This is a genomic window from Caballeronia terrestris, from assembly GCF_001544515.1.
GTDB lineage: Bacteria > Pseudomonadota > Gammaproteobacteria > Burkholderiales > Burkholderiaceae > Caballeronia > Caballeronia terrestris.
Map to the genome: position 1 here is coordinate 56,832 of NZ_FCOL02000023.1, position 17,928 is coordinate 74,759.

The 17,928-nt window shown below is 64.1% G+C and carries 10 protein-coding genes; 6 read left to right on the plus strand and 4 right to left on the minus strand.

What is annotated here, in order from left to right; translation table 11 throughout:
• Positions 1-69: 69 nt before the first annotated feature.
• Complete coding sequence (locus AWB67_RS19755) at positions 70-1,692, minus strand: ATP-binding protein (RefSeq protein ID WP_087657919.1); 1,623 nt, start codon at positions 1,690-1,692, stop codon at positions 70-72.
• A complete protein-coding gene (locus AWB67_RS19760) occupies positions 1,682-2,383 on the minus strand; it encodes an alpha/beta hydrolase (protein WP_087657920.1) in 702 nt (233 codons plus the stop codon). The genes AWB67_RS19755 and AWB67_RS19760 overlap by 11 nt, the downstream gene beginning before the upstream one ends.
• Positions 2,384-2,607: 224 nt before the next feature.
• Here AWB67_RS19760 and AWB67_RS19765 point away from each other — a divergent pair, with 224 nt between their 5' ends.
• The 6 genes from AWB67_RS19765 to AWB67_RS19790 are packed head-to-tail and all read left to right on the plus strand — an operon-like array spanning position 2,608 to position 8,548.
• Positions 2,608-3,543 (plus strand): TauD/TfdA dioxygenase family protein, encoded by a 936-nt coding sequence (locus AWB67_RS19765; protein ID WP_087657945.1) that lies wholly within the window; start codon positions 2,608-2,610, stop codon positions 3,541-3,543.
• Between the two features lie 30 nt (positions 3,544-3,573).
• Positions 3,574-4,641 (plus strand): ABC transporter substrate-binding protein, encoded by a 1,068-nt coding sequence (locus tag AWB67_RS19770; RefSeq protein WP_087657921.1) that lies wholly within the window; start codon positions 3,574-3,576, stop codon positions 4,639-4,641.
• 16 nt (positions 4,642-4,657) lie between these two features.
• The gene (locus AWB67_RS19775) at positions 4,658-5,494 is read left to right on the plus strand and encodes an ABC transporter permease (protein WP_087657922.1); all 837 of its coding nucleotides are present in this window, start codon (positions 4,658-4,660) and stop codon (positions 5,492-5,494) included.
• Between the two features lie 11 nt (positions 5,495-5,505).
• Positions 5,506-6,324: an ABC transporter permease gene (locus AWB67_RS19780; protein WP_087657923.1), complete on the plus strand. Its 819-nt coding sequence runs from the start codon at positions 5,506-5,508 to the stop codon at positions 6,322-6,324.
• Positions 6,325-6,343: 19 nt separating this feature from the next.
• The gene (locus tag AWB67_RS19785) at positions 6,344-7,120 is read left to right on the plus strand and encodes an ABC transporter ATP-binding protein (protein ID WP_374729835.1); all 777 of its coding nucleotides are present in this window, start codon (positions 6,344-6,346) and stop codon (positions 7,118-7,120) included.
• 45 nt (positions 7,121-7,165) lie between these two features.
• Entirely contained in the window at positions 7,166-8,548 is a 1,383-nt protein-coding gene (locus AWB67_RS19790) for an LLM class flavin-dependent oxidoreductase (RefSeq protein WP_087657925.1), read from the plus strand.
• A gap of 9 nt (positions 8,549-8,557) precedes the next feature.
• Here the strand turns inward: AWB67_RS19790 and AWB67_RS19795 are convergent, their stop codons facing one another.
• Positions 8,558-12,550: a hypothetical protein gene (locus tag AWB67_RS19795; RefSeq protein ID WP_087657926.1), complete on the minus strand. Its 3,993-nt coding sequence runs from the start codon at positions 12,548-12,550 to the stop codon at positions 8,558-8,560.
• A 24-nt stretch (positions 12,551-12,574) separates the two neighbouring features.
• Positions 12,575-17,800, minus strand: a complete 5,226-nt coding sequence (locus AWB67_RS19800) for a hypothetical protein (RefSeq protein WP_087657927.1) — start codon at positions 17,798-17,800, stop codon at positions 12,575-12,577.
• Positions 17,801-17,928: the final 128 nt, after the last annotated feature.

The following is a 17,928-nucleotide window of genomic DNA, read 5'->3' on the forward strand; positions in this document are numbered from 1 at the left end:
AAGCACAGAGTGTCACGTAATCGCAAACTTAACGGTGACACACTTTGATCGATTCAAAAAAAGCCGCTATCAAGCATGCCCGCGAAACTTCGCGCACATCCTGAACGCATCCTCCGAAAGCGGGATTTGCTTGGCTCGGCAATAACGCGTCGTCAGCTTCAGCAGTTCCTTGATATCCCGTCCACTCGCGTTTGGATACGCATTCGTCAGTGTTTCGATCAGACCGTCGTCGAGATCCGCGCCGAGTTGCTCGGCGAGCAGTTTCCATAGACGGATCGCATCGGCCGCAGGTGGAATTTCGTACTGAATCTTCGCGATGCAGCGCGACAGGATCGCATCGTCGACATCGTCGATGCGGTTGGTCGTCATGAAGAGCAGACCGTTGAAGTACTCCAGCGTGCGAAGGAATTCCGCCACGATCGCGTTGTGCTCAAGGTCGTTGTCGCGGCGGCGAATGTAGACGTCGGCTTCGTCGAGCAGCAGGATCGCGTCCCAGCGCACCGCGCGCTGCAGAATACCGGACAGCGTCGCGCCGACCGATGCCGCCGTCGTCCCGAGCTGCCCCGAGTGCACGCGATACAGCGGCTTGCCGACCACTTCCGAATAGACCTCGGCGGTCAGCGTCTTGCCGAGACCGGGCGCGCCCTGACATAGGATCGTCGTGCCGCCCGACTTGCCCGCGACGAAGTCCTGCACGAGCACTTCGCTCTTCGAGGTAAGGATGTCGATCAGGTCGCGATGGTGGCCCGGCAGCACCAGCTTGTCGCGCAGTTCGGGCTGGTAGCGATACTCGGCGACGTGCGCCACATGCGCCCAGACAGGCCGATGCCACTCCAGATGAAACAGGCACAGGTAGCAATGCAGCGGGATCGCGTCGAAGCCGCTCTCGATGTTCGCCGCACGCCAGAAGCCGGCGTCGGCCGTCAACTGAAAGCGGCGCTCCAGCGTTTCTTCGTCGTTGACGCACTTCGCGCTCACGCCATCGACAACGCGCGTCAGTTCGGCCACGCCCTTCGCGTCGATCGTGAAAGCGGCCTTCGATACGACGAACTGCCCGCCGAAGCGCGGCTGAAACCTCACGAAGCGCTCCGCCTGCCGCTCGTATTCGCGCTTGAACTCCGCGCATTCCTTGTAGAACCCGAACTCCGCGAGCAGTTCCGGAATCGTGCGATCGACGATGTCGTGACGGTAGATCACGAGCGAAGTCGTCATGCCCGAGTGGCGCATGTGCGGATCGGAGCGCGGCGAGTTGGCCGCCTGCATCGTGTTCGCCAGCATGTCGATGACGACGTAGGGCGCGCCCTGATCCGGCTCGACGTAACGCATGCGTTGCACGAGCCACGGCAGCAGCGTGGCGTCCTTCGCGCGGCAATACAGCCATCCGTCGATCGCATCGCGCGCCAGATACGCGATGAGTCCCGGCACCACGTGTTCGAGCGACGGAATCGTCCGGGCTTGCGGCGCATTGTGGATGTTGTCGAGCGCCAGCATCTGAAACATCAGCGCGCTCTCGTTGTTCGCCCGGCTCAACGAGTAGAGCGTGTTGAGCGACCTCGAATCGAACAGCGCACTCGACACCATCATCCTGCCATGACACGCGCCGTGCTCATGCAATTGCCGCGCGAGCGGCGAGCCCGATTCGATCATCGCGAGCAGCGGATGCACCAGCGATTCCGGTATTTCAAAATCCATTCATGCACTCCCGCCGGTCGAGGAAGAACTGGATTGCCATGCTCACGATAGCCGGCTGGATCGCGTGCGGCCCGTTGAACTCGATGTAGTGCACGTCGTAGCCCGCCGCCTTCAGCTTCTGCACGTTCACGCGCGCGCTCGTCTCCACAGGCAGTTGCTCGTCGCTCAAACCGTGCGCGATGAATACTTTCGGCGCACCCTCCTGCGTGAAGACCGACATGAAGCCGCCCGATAGCGCGATCACGTGACTCGCGATGTCCCCGTTGGTGATGCCGATCGAAAGCGCATAGCTCGCGCCGTCCGAGAACCCGGCGAACGCAAGATGATCGGGCGCTACCGAGTAACGCGACGTCACTTCCACGAGCGCCCGCTGCAACCGCTCCAGATCAGGACCGCTGCCCCCTACCACGATATCCCACGTTGGATACATCGAGTGCGGCGCGAGGATCAGGAATTTCTCGCGCTCCGCGTGTTCCTCGATGAACGGCAGCACTTTTTCCGGGAAGCCGCCCGCGCCATGAAACATCACTAAGAGCGGCACCGGGCGATTTGCGTCGAGTCCGGCCGGCACGTAGAGCACAGCGTCGCGATCATCGGCGATGCCGAGACGGTTGCGGCCCGGCGGCAGCGGGTTTTTGACCGGATCGGCGGGAGTGAACGAAAGTCGACCGAGGAGCGATGGATCGAACATTTAGGCCCTGAATGTAGTCCGCTATAACGTTGATATTTAATATATCACGATGATCTCAGTTGGGGGAAGAGACCTCGAACCTTCATATGCCATCGACCCTTCACATGAAAAGCATAGTCGAATCGCTTCGTTGGATCGGGTCGCAGTGGATGCTTCAATGCATCGATCGCGGGGCAGTCTTCCGCGAACGACTCCCCACAAAACCGACCCAAACGGAGATCCGCATGACCGGAACAGCTACCCTTTCGCATCCGTCCACAGCACAACGATCGCCCGAGCAAACGCAATTGCAGGTTCGTCCGGTCGGCGGGCGCATCGGTGCCGAAGTGCGCGGCGTGGCGCTCGGCGCCGAACTCGACGACGCCACTATCGGCGCTGTCAACGCCGCGCTGCTGGAGCACAAGGTGCTGTTTTTCCGCGGCCAGTCGCATCTCGACGATGCCGCTCAGGAAGCCTTCGCCGCGCGCTTCGGCGAAACCGTCGCGCATCCGACGGTGGCATCGGTGGCGAGCGGCAGCCGTCTGCTCGAACTCGACTCGAAGCACGGCACGCGCGCGAACTCGTGGCACACCGACGTCACGTTCGTCGATGCGTATCCGAAAATTTCGATCCTGCGCGGCGTCGTGATTCCCCCGGCCGGCGGCGACACGGTGTGGGCCAATACGGTCGCCGCCTACCAGAACCTGCCGGAGCCGCTGCGCAATCTCGCCGATACGCTCTGGGCCGTGCATTCGAACGCCTACGACTACGCCGCGACCCGCGCGACGCCCGCGACCGATGCGGAACTGAAATACCGCAAGGAATTCACCTCGACGCTCTACGAGACCGAGCATCCGGTCGTGCGCGTGCATCCGGAAACGGGCGAGCGCAGCCTCGTGCTTGGGCATTTCGTGCAGCGCTTCGTCGGCTTGTCGCAGCGCGATTCGGACCGTCTGATCGAACTATTCCAGGACCACGTCACGCGTCTCGAGAACACCGTGCGCTGGCGTTGGACGCAGGGCGACATCGCGATCTGGGACAACCGTGCAACTCAGCACTACGCCGTCGCCGACTATGCTGATGCGCATCGCGTCGTGCGCCGCGCGACCGTGAGCGGCGACGTGCCGGTCAGCATCGACGGCCGTACGAGCCGCACTGTCTCGCGTTCGACGCGTACGTAACAGCCTTTTGCCCATATTTCCGCTCAAACGATGAAACTGCGACTCCTACTCAACAAGCTGACGATCGCGTTCGGCATTCTCGCGAGCGCGACCGCGTTCGCCGCTGCGCCCGATGTCGTGAAGATCGGCGTGGCGCAACAGGGCACGGGCGACCCGCCGGTCTTCGGCGGATCGCCTGCCGCGACTGCGCTCTTGCAGCATCGCGTCGAGGATGCGTTCAAGGCCGACGGCACGAAGGTCGAATGGATCTTCTTCAAGGGCGCCGGTCCCGCGGTAAACGAGGCGCTCGCGAACAAGCAGATCGACTTCGCCTATCAGGGCGACCTCCCGTCCGTGCTCGGCCGCGCGAACGGGCTGAAGACGCGCCTGCTGCTGGCGTCGAACGTGCGAGCGGGTGTTTATCTCGCGGTGCCGCCCGATTCCGACATCAAGAGCGTGAAGGACCTCAAGGGCAGGCGCGTCGGCATCTTCCGGGGGACGAATCTGCAGCTCGTTGCCGACAACGTCCTCAAGGAAAACGGCCTCTCCGAACGCGATCTGCGCTTGATCAATCTCGATTCGGCGGCATCGCAGGCGGCGCTGGCATCGAAGGGCATCGATGCCGTCTTCCTCGACTACAACCTCTTCAAGCTCCAGCGGCAAGGGCTCGCGAAGATCGTCTATGCATCGCGCGACGGCGGTTTGCAGTTGACACGCCAGGCGCATCTGCTCGTGCTGGAGGACTTCGAGCGCGCGCATCCGGATGCCGTGCAGAAAGTGGTGACGTCGGTCGTGCAGGCGTCGCAATGGTCGTCCGATGAAGCGAATCGCACCGCGCTCTTCGAACTATGGGCGAAGAGCGGCGTGCCGGCGGAATCGTGGCAGTCGGAGTATGCGAACCAGCAGTTGAAAGACCGCAGCTCGCCGCTGATCGATCCGTTCCTGGTCGCACGTTACCAAGCCGTCGCCGATGATGCATTGCGCCTGAACCTGATTCGTCAGCCCGTCAGCGTGAACGGCTGGTTCGAGCCGAAGTACCTCGACGAAGCACTCAAGACGCTCAAGCTCCAGACCTACTGGCCGCGCTTCGATGCATCGGGCAAGCCGATCGCATCCTGACCCCGGAGCTTCGACTATGGCGAACGGTTTCGCACGTATTTTCCATCCCGCTGTCGATGTCGATGCAAGCGACGCTCGCGCTTCGCTTGCCAACGCGAGCCGCTCCTTCGGCTGGATCGCGCTGCCTTGGCTCCTGCCCGCGCTGTGCGCCGCGCTCTGGACGCTCGGCTCGCACTACGGCTGGATCTCGGCGCAAGTGCTGCCGCCGCCCTCGCTCGTCTTCGATACGCTCGCCGCGATGATACGCAGCGGCGAATTGTGGATGCACGTCGGCGCGAGTCTGTCGCGGGTTGCCGTGGGCTTCGGCGCGGGCGTGCTGCTCGGTCTGATACTCGGCGGCGTGCTCGGGCTCTCGCGCACGGCGGAAGCCTACGTCCTGCCCGCGTTCAACGCGATCGTGCAGGTGCCGGTGCTCGGCTGGCTTCCGTTCCTCATGATCGTCGTGGGGATCGGCGAGCCGCTCAAGTACATCCTGATCGCGCACGCTGCGCTCGTGCCGGTCACGCTCGGTACGCTGCAGGGCTTCCGGCACACACCGAACGCGTTCAACGAAGTGGCCCGAGTGTTCCGTTACACGCGCTCGCAGACGCTTTCATCGGTGATCCTTCCCTCCGCGATCCCCGTGATCGGCACCAGCGTGCGGCTCGCGTTCACAAAGGCGTGGCTCACGCTCGTCGTGGTGGAACTCGTGGCATCGTCGGAAGGGCTCGGCTACCTGATCGTCTACGGACGCCAGTTGTTCCAGCTCGATCTCGTGCTGGCATCGGTACTCGTGGTCGGTGCGATCGGCTATCTGGCCGACCGCTTCCTGACGGTCGTCGAAGCGCGGCTGCAACGCGGCAACGCGGCATGACGGAGCACGCAATGGCCGATACCTCACTCGAACTCGAAGCCGGGCGCACTCCCGGCGTCGATCAATCTTCCGGCCGATGGCGCGGCTGGGTCCTGCCGCTCGCCGCGCTCGCCGTGTGGTGGTATGTCTCGCGCAACGCGAGCAGCACGCACGGCATCATGGTGTCGCCCGCGCAGGTGCTGCGCACGGCGATCGACCAGGTGGAGAGCGGAGCATTGTGGCGCGCGCTGTCCGCGTCGCTCGCACGCGAGCTGACCGGTTTCGCCATCGGCTCAGTGGCAGGGCTTGCGCTCGGAGCGCTGCTCGGCGTCTCGAAGATCGCGAACCGCGCGATCGGTCCGAGCTTCAACACGTTCAAGCAGGTATCGCTTTTCGCGTGGATTCCGCTGATCTCCGTGTGGTTTGGCCTCGGCGACGTCGCGAAGGTCGTGTTCCTCTCGCTCGCGGCGCTCGTGCCGGTCGTGGTCCATACGAGCGACGGTATCCGCGCGGTGTCGCCCGCCCTGCTCGACGTGGCGCGCGTATTTCGCTACAACAAATTGCAGACAGTCACGCATGTCGTGTTGCCGGCAGCGTTGCCATCGGTCTTCACGGGTATCTATCTCGCGCTGATCTATTCGTGGCTCGCGACGCTCGGTGCCGAGTATTTGCTCGTCGCGGGCAGCGGGATCGGCAACACGCTCGTCGATGGCAGCGAGCAATTCCGCATGGATCTCGTCGTGTTCGGCGTAATCGTGATCGGCGTGACGGGCTGGGCGCTCAATGCGCTCGCGCGCGCGATCCAGCGCCGCTGGTTCACTCATGCGCGCGAAGCGCGTCAAACGAAATAGGAGCTTCAACGTGTCGACCGTGACCCAGGATTCCGACAGCAGGCTCGACCTGCGCCAGGTCAGCAAGCGCTTTGCAGGCGATGCCGCCGCGCGCCCGGTGCTCGACGGCATCGACTTGTCGGTCGCAAGCGGCGAGTTCGTGAGCATAGTCGGCGCGAGCGGCTGTGGCAAATCCACGCTGCTGCGCCTGATCGCCGGACTCGACGACGAGTTCGACGGCGCCATCGACTTCGCCGGCAAGCAAGTGCGCACGACGGATCTCGCGCGCGGCATCGTGTTTCAGGACCATAGGCTCTTTCCGTGGCTCGATGTCGAGCAGAACATCGCGGTCGCGCTGAAGAACGCGCCGCTCTCGCGCGAGGAGAAACGGCGCGCGGTGGATGAGCATGTCGCGCTCGTCGGACTGCGTGGCTATGAGCATCATTTTCCGCATCAGTTGTCGGGCGGGATGGCGCAACGCGTCGCGATTGCGCGCGGACTCGTGAACCGCCCTCGCCTCCTGCTGCTCGACGAACCGTTCGGTGCGCTCGATGCCCTCACGCGCGCACGTCTGCAGCGCGAACTGCAACGCATCTGGGAACACGAGCGGATCACGATGGTGCTCGTCACGCACGACGTGGATGAAGCCGTGTTCCTCGCCGAGCGCGTTGTCGTGATGCGGGCGCGGCCGGGGCGCATCGGCAAGGTGATCGACGTGGGGCTTGCGAGGCCGCGCGATCGCAGTGATGCGCGCTTCGTCGCATTGCGCGATGAGATTCTCGGTGAGCTGGGGCAGTTGCATGGCGATGCCGCTTAGCCAATAGCGTTACCGATCAACGAAAGCCTTCCGATCAAAGACACGATGAGCCACAACGAACAGCAACAAAAGCCGAAGCGGCAAATGCATCTGGGCGCATTTCTGATGGAGACCGGGCATCACATCGCCGCGTGGCGTCATCCCGATGCCGAGGCCGACGGCGGCCTCAACTTTCCGCACTACGCGCGGCTCGCACAGATCGCCGAGCAGGCGAAGTTCGACGCGATCTTTTTCGCCGATGGTGTCAGCGTCCGTGACAACCATCTCCCGTCGCTCTCGCGCACCGCACGCGCCGACCACTTCGAGCCGCTGACGCTGCTATCGGCGCTCTCGGTCGTCACGCGCAACATCGGACTGGTGGCGACCGTATCGACGACGTTCAACGAACCGTACAACCTCGCGCGCAAATTCGCATCGCTAGATCATCTGAGCGGCGGACGCTCGGGCTGGAATCTCGTCACGTCGAGCACGGAATCGGAAGCGCAGAACTTCAACTTCGAGCAGCATCCCGATCACGCCGTGCGCTATGAACGGGCGCGCGAATTCTACGACGTGGTCGCGGGCCTCTGGGATAGCTGGGAAGACGATGCCTTCCTGCGCGACAAGGAAAGCGGCGTCTATTTCGATCCCGCCAAGCTGCATGTGCTCAACCATCGCGGCAAGCACTTCAAGGTGCGCGGGCCGCTCAACGTCGCGCGTTCTCCGCAGGGCTGGCCGGTCGTCGTACAGGCCGGTGCGTCGGAGGCGGGCAAGGAACTCGCGGCGCAGACGGCCGAAGTCGTGTTCGTCGCGCACCAGACGCTCGACGAAGCGCAGGCGTTCTATCGCGACGTGAAGGGCCGGCTCGCGCGATACGGCAGACAGCCGGATCATCTGAAGATCATGCCGGGCATCTTCCCCGTGATCGGCAGGACCGAAGCCGAAGCGCGCGAAAAGTTCGAAGCCTTGCAGGACCTGATCCATCCGACCGTAGGTTTGTCGCTGCTGTCGAACATGTCGGGCGGGGTCGATCTGTCGCAGTATCCCGTCGATGGACCGTTGCCGGACTTGCCGGAAACCAACGGCGGCAAGAGCCGGCAGCGGCTTCTATTCGACCTCGCGAAGCGCGAGAACCTGACGATACGTGACCTGTATCTGCGCATCGCGGGGGCGCGTGGTCATCAGCAAGTGGTCGGCACGCCGGAGAGCATCGCCGACCAGTTGCAGCAATGGTTCGAAGAAGGCGCCGCAGACGGCTTCAACATCATGTCGCCGTGGCTGCCAGGTGGGTTGGTCGAATTCGCCGATCTCGTCGTGCCGGAATTGCAGCGGCGCGGGCTTTTCCGCACCGAATACGAAGGTTCGACGCTGCGGGCGAATCTCGGTTTGCCGCGGCCCGCCAATCGCTACGCCTTAGAGGCACAAGCGCACAAGGTCGCGCAAGGATAACGATCGCGCTCAACAGTTCTCGCAACACACACCCGGCGCGGCAACGAGCACCGACGTGCGAAGAATCCGATACTGCCCAAGCTCGCGCGAGAGCGGACGCACCGACGTATCGGGCGGTTCGCCCTGCGCGATGAACTGGTCGTAGCGCGGCATCATCTCGACCGCAAGCACGCTCAGCGACGCATCGGGCAACAGACGAAACGCGTCGAGCAACTGGCGAATCTCCGTCTCGGTCCATGTGAACGTGCCGGTTGCGGGTGCATCGAGATTGGCGGCGAGCGAATTGAACGTCCTGATCGGCATGCCGGGCCGTTCTGCAAGAAACGCCCTCACGCCCGGCGTTTTTTGCTGCACGAGATCGAGCCGCGCCTCCGCAAGGAGGATGTTGCGCTTGCTCGTCGCATCGGCCTGCGTGACTTGCGCATAGAGCATGCACCAGATCTCCGTCTTCGGCGGCCGGCTCGTGACATTGCGGCCGCCGAACACCGCGACACTGTATGGCGCCGTCACCGTCACGCCGCCCGGCGTGCGTTCGAGCAGCACCTTGAGCGGCGGCGCGGGATGCTGAACGCCTGACAGACGCGTCGGATGCCCGAAGCGCCCTTGCGCCGTGCACCAGATGCGACCAGTGTGTCCCACGCGCAATTCATACGTGAAAAAACCGGACAACTCCGGAGACTCCGCGTGCAGCCCCGGCGGCAGCGGCAACAGATAGTGCGTCGGCGTGATTTTCACGGCCTGCGCCGACGGGTCCGCCGTTTCGGCGAGCATCGGCTGCATCGCATCGATGCCGGCGTTGTCGTCGCTCTGGCCGTGCGTGATGACGCGGATCAGTTCAGGATCGATCGCGAGCGGCGGATCGTCCTGGCGCACGAGCACCTGATCCGGGTTCGGAAACGACAGCAGCGGATCGGGCGCATAGGCGAGCACACGCGCGAAGAGGCCATCGTTGGGATCGTCGATGGGAGCATCGAATTCGAGCCACAGATAGCGCTCGCGCACGGCAGTCTGCGCGTAATCGTGGTCCCGCTGATACGGCGAGAGCGCATAACCTGCGCCCACCACTGTCGGCACTTGTGCGGGAATGACGGTCACGGGGAGACGCACGTCACGCGTCTGCGCCTCGCGTTTCGCCGCCTCTGCGTTCACGCTCGCGCTGAAGCGCGGCGTGAGCGTGTAGCTCACGTCGATCGTATTCGGGAACCGTTGCGCAGCGGTCGCAGGATTGGAGCGGTCCTTCTTCGGCTCGACCGCATCGACGAAAACGATGCGCGTGTGGCTGCGATCGGGGTTCGTCGTCGCGGTACGGCTCGCGGTGCCGCTCAGCGTCACGTATCCAGCGATGCTGTTGGTCCGCGTCGCGGCTTCGCCCGTGAAGAGCCGCGTGCACGCTATCTCGATGCCCTCGTGCGCCATACCGTCCCATGTCCAGTCGCGCGCGACATCGAAGGAAAGCACGCACAGCCAGTGATCGATCAACTCGTCGCGCGTCGCGAACGTGAGCGATGAATTGTCGGGCGCAAGCGTATGGCGGATGCGATGGCTGCACCCGAACTGCACGCGCTCGCCCGGTTGGCCGATCAGCGTGAGCCCCTTGAAATCGACGCGCATCTGCGCCGCGAGCCTGCCGATGAGCGTGCTCTGCGACGCTTCGCTACCTTCGACGGTCGCCGCGACCAGTGTCTCGCGGTTGTTCACTTGCGGCGGGTCGGGCTTGAGATAGATGCCCTGCAACTCACGCGACTCCAGCCCGTTGGCAAAGAACGCGAGTTCGTCCGCGGCATCCTCGCGCACATAGAACTGCGTTGGCTCGCCCACGCGAAACGTCTCGTCACCCACGCGCGTCTTGCCGAAGCCGAAGTACTCGGGCAGCGCAGCTTTGTCAGAGCACACCGGATACACCGTGATGCGGATATCGCGCGAAGTGGGCAGGACGAGCGCATCCATCCGGTCGATGTCCTGCTTCGACAGGCCCAGGTCGCCGAGATCGATCTCGTTGCCGAAGTCGATCACGTTCGCGTTGCGATACTGCAGCGCGAGATCGAACGGATCGGCGGGCTCCTCGGGGAAGTCACGCAACGTGGCATAGAGCGGGATGAACGGCTCGCGCTGCGACGCCGACGCTTCGTTGTCGAGCTGCAGCGTCTTCACGTCGACGAGCACGAGTACGCGATCCACGTCGGGATCGAAATAGCCGACGCCCCGGTATTCATTGATCGTCTGCCCCGGCGGCTTGTTCGCGTGAAGCGCATCGCGGTCGTCGAGGAGGTGCTGGAACGCGTCGCCGGTGTCGAGTTCGGTGAAGAGCAAAGCGGGATAGCCGAGTCGCGGACGCGCGATCGTGAACGCATCGCCCGTGTAGAACTGCACCGAACCCGCGCTCGTTCCAGGCTGCGGCGTGGATGGCGTGACGGTCAACTGCTTCGGCGCGACGTAACGCCTGAAGACCAGTGACGCGCTCGTGGCCGGCGCGTCGTTGAGCGCTTCGTCGTCTTCGCGTGGACCACCGCCCGTGAGGTCCGCGAGCCGCACGCGGAAGTCGTACGCATGGCCGTACTTCAGTTCGCAATCGTCGGGCAGGATCGGTTCGTAGAGGCCGCCTGATTGTCCCGGGCTCGGTTGTATGTTGGCGTCGCCATAGGCGCCGGGGTCGGACAGCGCGCCTGAGGCATCGAGCTGCGCGGCCTTGTCGTCGGGAAGCACGAGCGACGCGCCGTACCATTGCGTGAAGTACGCGGGCAGCCAGAGCGCCGTATCGATATCCGCATTCACCTTCGACGGAAACACCTGCACGCCGGTTTCGAGCAACGTCTCCGCCCCGGCGATCGTCGCTCCCGCAAGCACGAGCGACGCCTTGCTGCGAATGCGCACGAGCGAGCGCCAGTTCGCACCGCCCGCCTCGCGCACGTCCACGCGATACGAGTATGCGCCGAGAGGCGCATCGATGCGCTTGGCCGGCGTCGCGGGGTCGGCGAGCATCTGCCGGTTCTGCCAGATGAGGATCTGCTCGTCGTCCCAGGCAAGGCGCACGCCGATGTCCTTCTGCACGTGGATGCCGTCGGGCGCTTCGCTCAGCAGGTTCGAACTGACGGGCTGGGTCACGTGGACGACTTTGGCGAAGCCATCGTCGTAATCGGAGGCTTCTATCTTGAGCGTATCGAAGTCGCCGCCGGGCTGCGCGGGACCTGCGACCACCGGAAACTGCACGGCGGCGAAGAGTGGACGCGGTGTGGCGATCGGCGGAATGCGCGCGGCATATGAGCGCAACTCCGTGGCGGCATCAACGATATCGAAGTCAGCCAGCGTCGAGGCGAGCCGGCACGAAACCCAGCCGCCGTCCGCGAAATAGTTCACATCGGGAAGGTCCAACTCGATGCGATGCAACAAGCCGATCCGCTCGGCAAGCAGCGGCTGACGCAGGCAGAACGCGATGACGCGGCCCCATGTCACGTCATTTACCGGCGGCGGAAACGCGGGATCGCGCTTCGTGCCACGGATGGCGCAGTGATAGCTGTCGTCGGTCTTCGCGAACTGCGTGCGCGGATTCGTGAAGTTGAACGCCTGCCGGTATGACTGCGGCAGGTATTTGCGGATCGCGTTGGCATCACCCGACGGAACCGGCGCGCCCTCTGTGTTTCTCACGGAGTTCTTGTTCACCAGCTTGAATTGCGACGCGAGACCTTCGTACAGCACGGGAAGATTCGCCGGAAACGACGCGCCCGTCGCGAACGATTCGATCGATGCGCCATCCGCTGCAAGCACGGTCGCATCGGAGAACGGATACGACGCGAGGCCGCGTATCACGTCGACTTCGAGTTCGAGCGTACCCGCGATGAACTTCGGCAGCTCGATGGTCGTGCCCGGATCGAGCGCGCTCGGAAACGGTGCGAGCAGGTTGAGCAGCCGCTGCGTCGGCAAGAGCAGCACGTTGAGGTCGAACTGCGCGCCCGCGATGCGCTGCGGGAACGCGAGCACCCTGAGTTTTTCGACTGACAGCGCCATACGTCACCCCCGCCTGTTCGCCGCTCAGGCAATCTGCCGTTGTTCCTGCCAGTGCTCGGTGTCGTCGATATCGATGACCCAGAGCACGCACACGTCGATCGAAAACGTCACCTGCGCAGTGAGCGTCGTCACGTCGTTCTTGCGGCTCACCGAGCCGCCCGCCTCGATCTGGATGCAGATCGCGACCAACCCGCCGCAAATCTCGGCGGACCCGCGAAAGAGCAGCAAGCCCGCCACTTCGAGCGCATTGTCGGCGATCGTGACTTCGATCTCGGCCATGTAGAGCACCGTGACGTTCGCGACCACCGGCAGCCCGACCACCACTTCCGCACCGAAGCCGAACTTCATGTGCAGCGTGACGCCCGCCTTGCTGTCGGCGGCGATGCCGAGCGTCACGTGACCGACGCCGTACACGCTCGCCACGGCGAGCGTGAAGCACTGCACTTCGAGTCCGCCGTAGAACTCGACATACGCGCCGCACGCGGGCACGAGTTGCTTGAGGTCGGTCGGCACCGACATCACTTCGTTGAAGTAGAAGCCCACGCGCAAGCCCGCTTCGAGCTTGAGCGGCGGATTCGGGTTGATGGTCAGTTGCTCGGGCGACGGGAACTTGATGACCGGTATTTCCTTCGAGCAATCGAACTTGTATTCCCAGTTGTCGGCGGAGTTGCTCATGCCGACGTTCATGCCGCGATCGAAGTCGTCGCCCGACAGCGTGGCGAGCACCTGTAGCACGTCCACCACCGGTTGCAGTTCGGAGCCGAACTGGAGATGAGGCTTGTCGTACGCCGTGCTCGCGCCGCTCGACGCGTTGAAGTTGCCGTCGACCCACATGAGTTCGGTGAACGGCCCGAGATCGACGACGATGCGCAGGTTCGCGAGCGCCGCCTTCCAGCGTTGCGCGAGCGCCGCCGCCGAATCGATGCCGAGCGCGAGTTCGCCGCTCGCGTTATCCGTGCTCTTGTATTGCGCATAGACGCGCAGCACGCCGGGCTCGTCGATGAACGCGTATTCGTAGCCGGAGGGCAAAAGCGTATCGAGCTTGATAGTGCGCTCGGCCATCCTGATCAGGCCCTCGCCCACGATCTCCGCTTCGCGTTCGGCGTTCGTCAGCCCAAGCGCATTGGCTACGTTCGGGAACGCGCCTTTCGAGTTGAGCAGCTTCCAGGCATCGGCGAAATAGGTCTGCGCGCTCTTGAGCTTCGGCACGCCCGGCGAGAACTGCGGGACGTCGAAGAGCAGCTTCTGCGTGCCTGTGGTCTGCATCACTCCATAGTGCGTATCGGACTTGGGCACGTACACGTCCGCCGGATGCGCGAGCAGATAATTGACGCTCGCGTTCGGCTTGATCAGCGGCACGTTCTCGGCCGCCGCAAGTGGCTGCACGTCGCCCGTGCTCGTCTGCTGTCTGACCACCGACCAGGCGCCATCGGCGGGAAGGATCAGCGAGCCGCGCGCCGCCGTGACGAACACGCTCTTGCCCGCGGCATCGACGGCCGGGTTCACGTCGACGCGCTGCACACGCATGCGCTGCTGCGATTTCGCCACGTCGATGATGCAGTCGACGGGACCGCCGAGCGATCCGTTCTGCATGCGCAACAGGTCCGCGAAAACATGCGCGGGCGGCAGGATCGACGACGGCGCGAGCTGCACGTAGCCGAGCATCTTGCGCGATTGCACGACGATGTCCGCGCCCTGCGCCGTGCCGCCGCTCGTGACGTTGTCGAGATGAACGTCTGCATCGAACACGACGGCCTGCATGTGCACGGCGAGCGTATCGGCGGGCGACGTGCCCGCGCCGAAAAGCGTTTGCAATTCAGCCGCCGAGAGGCCCAGCACGCCGGCGGGCAGCTCAGGATCGTTCAGACGAAACGATGAATCGAAGGCGCCACCCGCCGGATAGTCGCGAATCTCGCGCACACGCGAGACGCCTTTCACTGGCTGCGCGTGAAATTCGTACGGGTTGGGAATCGCCCGTGGGTTCGGGTCAGGGTCGATCCGCAGGTTGTAGCTGAAGTCGTAGAAACCGTCGCTTTCGGCCTTCCATCCCGAGTCGGAGCGGAAGACATAGCCGCTGTTCGCACGCATCAGCGTGACCGTCCGCACGACGTGCACGCCGAACGGATACAGGATGCTGCGCACCTGCACGACTTCGTGCGCGGTGCGCCCCACCACGACATCGAACTGAACCTGGCTCACATCGGCGACGGTCGCGTCGGTGTCGAACCAGTTGCTGAAGATCGACGCGCCGTAGCCCGACACTTCCATCCGCTCGACTGGCACCGCAGGTTTGTTCCCGCCGGGTGCGAACCGGCCGTTGAAGATCGTGCCGACCGTCGCGCCGAGCGTCGTGCCCGTGAGCGGCAAGCCGAAGAGCCCCCAGCGGATGTTGTCGAGCTGGATCGTCCAGCCGGGAAACGATGCGGCCACTCTGTCGGACGCCGCCGATGCCGGCGCGCGCGCCTTGATCTGCAAGCCGCCACGCAACTGGCCGAAGTGCGGCATGTTGAAGCCGAGGCGCGCGTTCTTCTCGTCAGGACCGGTGACCGAGCGTGCGAACGACGCTTGCGAGACCATGCCGAACGGCAGCGTGAACACCGAATGCATGGTGCGAGGCGTGTGCCGGTCGTTGAACTCCTTGAGCATGTGACGCGTGACCGGGAGCGGCGCGATCGGCACGGGGTACGGGCTTTCGGAGGCGATGCGCGTCGGGATGCCGTCGTTGTCGTACACGACGAGTCCCGGCGTGACCGTGATCGTGTCACCGGGATCGGGCGGGCCTTCGATCGGCAGCGGAATGTTGAGCACCGGCTCCCACGAGACCTGCGGCAGCGTCGCGGCGCGCACATTCTGCGCGGTCGCGACGACGTCCATGTTCATGATCTGGAATTGCAAGCCGATGTTCGCGTCCGAGAATACGGTTTGCAGCGTCGCATCGCCGCGTGTGTCGCGGCTGACACGCAGCGTCGGTCCGAGCGTTACGCCAAATTGATCCGCATGCGTGGACACGTCGAGCAGCATCAGCAAATCGCGTCCGAACGCCGTGCGGTCCCCGGCGATGTTCGTCGTGTCGCGGGCGGCATCAGCCTGTTCGGCGCCGCGCAGTGTCGTCTGCAGCAACTGGTCGACGTGCTCCGCCTTGTTCGCGATGCCGCCGAAGAGCGGATTACGGTCGAGGTCGCTCGCGATGGCGGCCAACTCGCCCGAACGCCGCGCCATGGCGACTCGCTGGGACAACGCGGCAACGCTTGGCGCGCGCGTCCCGGCCACGCTTGTCTGCGCAGGCAAGGTCATCATCGCGCTTTGGGTCGTGACGCCTGTCGCGAGATTCTGATTGAACGTCGCGACGCCGCTCTGGAAGGTGGGCGTCTGCGCGATCGTCGCCGCCGTCGCGCGCTGCACGGTCGGCGTGAACTTGAAATAGACGAGCGCGCGCGGATCGTCGCGATCCGGCTCGCTCGCGGCGAGCGGCGACGCATCCGGCCACTTCACGTACCCCGTGAGAGCCTGCTGCGACCGGCCGAACCCGAGGCTCGCCGGATCGCGCAGAAACGGCGTGTAGGTCGCGACATACGGATCGGGCAGCGTCGGCAGATAGAGATGGACGTCGTGCGTCAGCGCGAGCGTGCCCTTCGTGATGCGGCCATCGACGAGGTCGCCGAAGAGCACGAGACTTTTCGGCGCGCTCACCTTGAAGAGCGCATTGCGCAGCGCAAGCGCGTATTCGCGGTTGGGCGCTGCGATCAACAACTGGCCATCAAACAGAAGGTCGTTGTCGAACAGGAATGCATGGAAGGACTCGCCCGTTTGCGTGATGCCAGCGAAGGCAATCGATGAGCGGATAGTGAACGGCGCGCCGTTCGCATCGACGGGCCGGTCGATCCCGGTCTTGTGTCCGCAGAAGAAAAACACGCCTTCGCTGTTCTCGGCCGACGAAACGAACACGAACGGAAACGCCTTCGCAAACGAGAGCACCACTTGCGACGCATGCGCGTTGCGGGCATTGCGCCACAGAGTCCAGCGCTGCCGGCCATTCACGTTCGATGCGGTGAAATCGATCACCGTGACGAGCCCCGGTTCGACGATGATCGAAGGATGAACGAGCGACGTCTTCGCGGGCTTGAGATCTCGCCATGACGCGGTGAGGCCCGCGTTCAGCGTAACGCACATCGCGCCTGCGCCCGCTGCGTTGCCGAGCGCCTGCGGGTCCACCTTCGCGGCGGGCAGGATCCAGCCGGTTAGCGTGGGATCGATGGCGGCGCGGCCCGCGATCGTGCAAAGCGCCGACTTCGATTCCGCAACTTCGAACTGATCGACCGATGCCGCGAACGGCACTAGAATGCGGCCGATGTCATCGAGCCAGAGCGGCGCTTGCCTCGTGCGTTCGTAGCGCACTGAGCAGCCGAACATCGTCGACGTCGCGCCATCGGCGGTAACGCTGCTCGCGTTCAACTGAAAACGCAACTCGAACGACTTCGGCAATTGAACGCTCGATGCCAGCGCATCGCCGCCTGCGGGATGCTGCTCTTGCGCTGGAGATGGCTGTACGAGATCGAGGTGCAGCACGACGCTCGTCGATGGCGCCATCACGAGGTGGCCGCCGGAGATCGTCGGCGGCTGCGAGAAGTCGATCCGGCCGCTGCGTATCGTGAGGCCGGTGTAGCGATCCTCGATAGCTGCAACGCGCGCGATCAGGCTCGACGCGATCCATGCGCTGCCTGCTTCGATCCGGTATGACGCGACAGCGAGCGAAAAGGGAGCGGGACTTCTGATCGGCAGGCGCAACGCTGGCAACGTGCCACCGCTGAAGAAAACGCTCATGAGCGTGACCGGCCGGAACAGATCGAACCACACGCTCTGGCCATGCTCGTCGACGAAAGGCCCGAACGTCGCCGATGGCGCCATGCCCGCGCTCCAGTCGGGCGCGGAATGGCCGAGCAGCGTCGATCGGAAAGCGGTATCGCGGCGAAAGATGCGCGGTGCGCTCGCCAGGTCCTGCAACGTGGCGCGCGTCAAGGCATCGTCGAGACGGCTGCTGCGCGATTGAATGAACGCGTCGAGGTCGTCGTCCGCAAAGCTGCCTGCTTCGAGCGGCAGACGGTTTCCCGTGATGGCGAGATCGGGATGCGCGCGCAGCAGGGGAGCAAGCGTTCGCTCGAAGCGGTGGAGTTCGTCGGCGGGGGTATTCGGAACAGCGGCGAGCCGGCCTGTCAGCTGCTCGAGCCTCATGTACAGCGTGCGCGTTGTCACGGTTCGCTCCTGACGGCACGGGTCCAGCGGGGCGAGTTGCGTGCGGCTTTTTTCGCTGGATAGCCGGCGCGCTGCGGCTCACGGAAGAATCCGAACTGACCGGTGCGTCGTAGTTTTTATAGGACACG

Bases quoted from the DNA above. Each gene is read 5' to 3' on its own strand.
- AWB67_RS19775 (WP_087657922.1), top strand. From the start codon at position 4,658: ATGGCGAACGGTTTCGCACGTATTTTCCATCCCGCTGTCGATGTCGAT.
- AWB67_RS19760 (WP_087657920.1), bottom strand. From the start codon at position 2,383: ATGTTCGATCCATCGCTCCTCGGTCGACTTTCGTTCACTCCCGCCGAT.
- AWB67_RS19780 (WP_087657923.1), top strand. From the start codon at position 5,506: ATGGCCGATACCTCACTCGAACTCGAAGCCGGGCGCACTCCCGGCGTC.
- AWB67_RS19795 (WP_087657926.1), bottom strand. From the start codon at position 12,550: ATGGCGCTGTCAGTCGAAAAACTCAGGGTGCTCGCGTTCCCGCAGCGC.
- AWB67_RS19755 (WP_087657919.1), bottom strand. From the start codon at position 1,692: ATGGATTTTGAAATACCGGAATCGCTGGTGCATCCGCTGCTCGCGATG.
- AWB67_RS19790 (WP_087657925.1), top strand. From the start codon at position 7,166: ATGAGCCACAACGAACAGCAACAAAAGCCGAAGCGGCAAATGCATCTG.
- AWB67_RS19770 (WP_087657921.1), top strand. From the start codon at position 3,574: ATGAAACTGCGACTCCTACTCAACAAGCTGACGATCGCGTTCGGCATT.
- AWB67_RS19765 (WP_087657945.1), top strand. From the start codon at position 2,608: ATGACCGGAACAGCTACCCTTTCGCATCCGTCCACAGCACAACGATCG.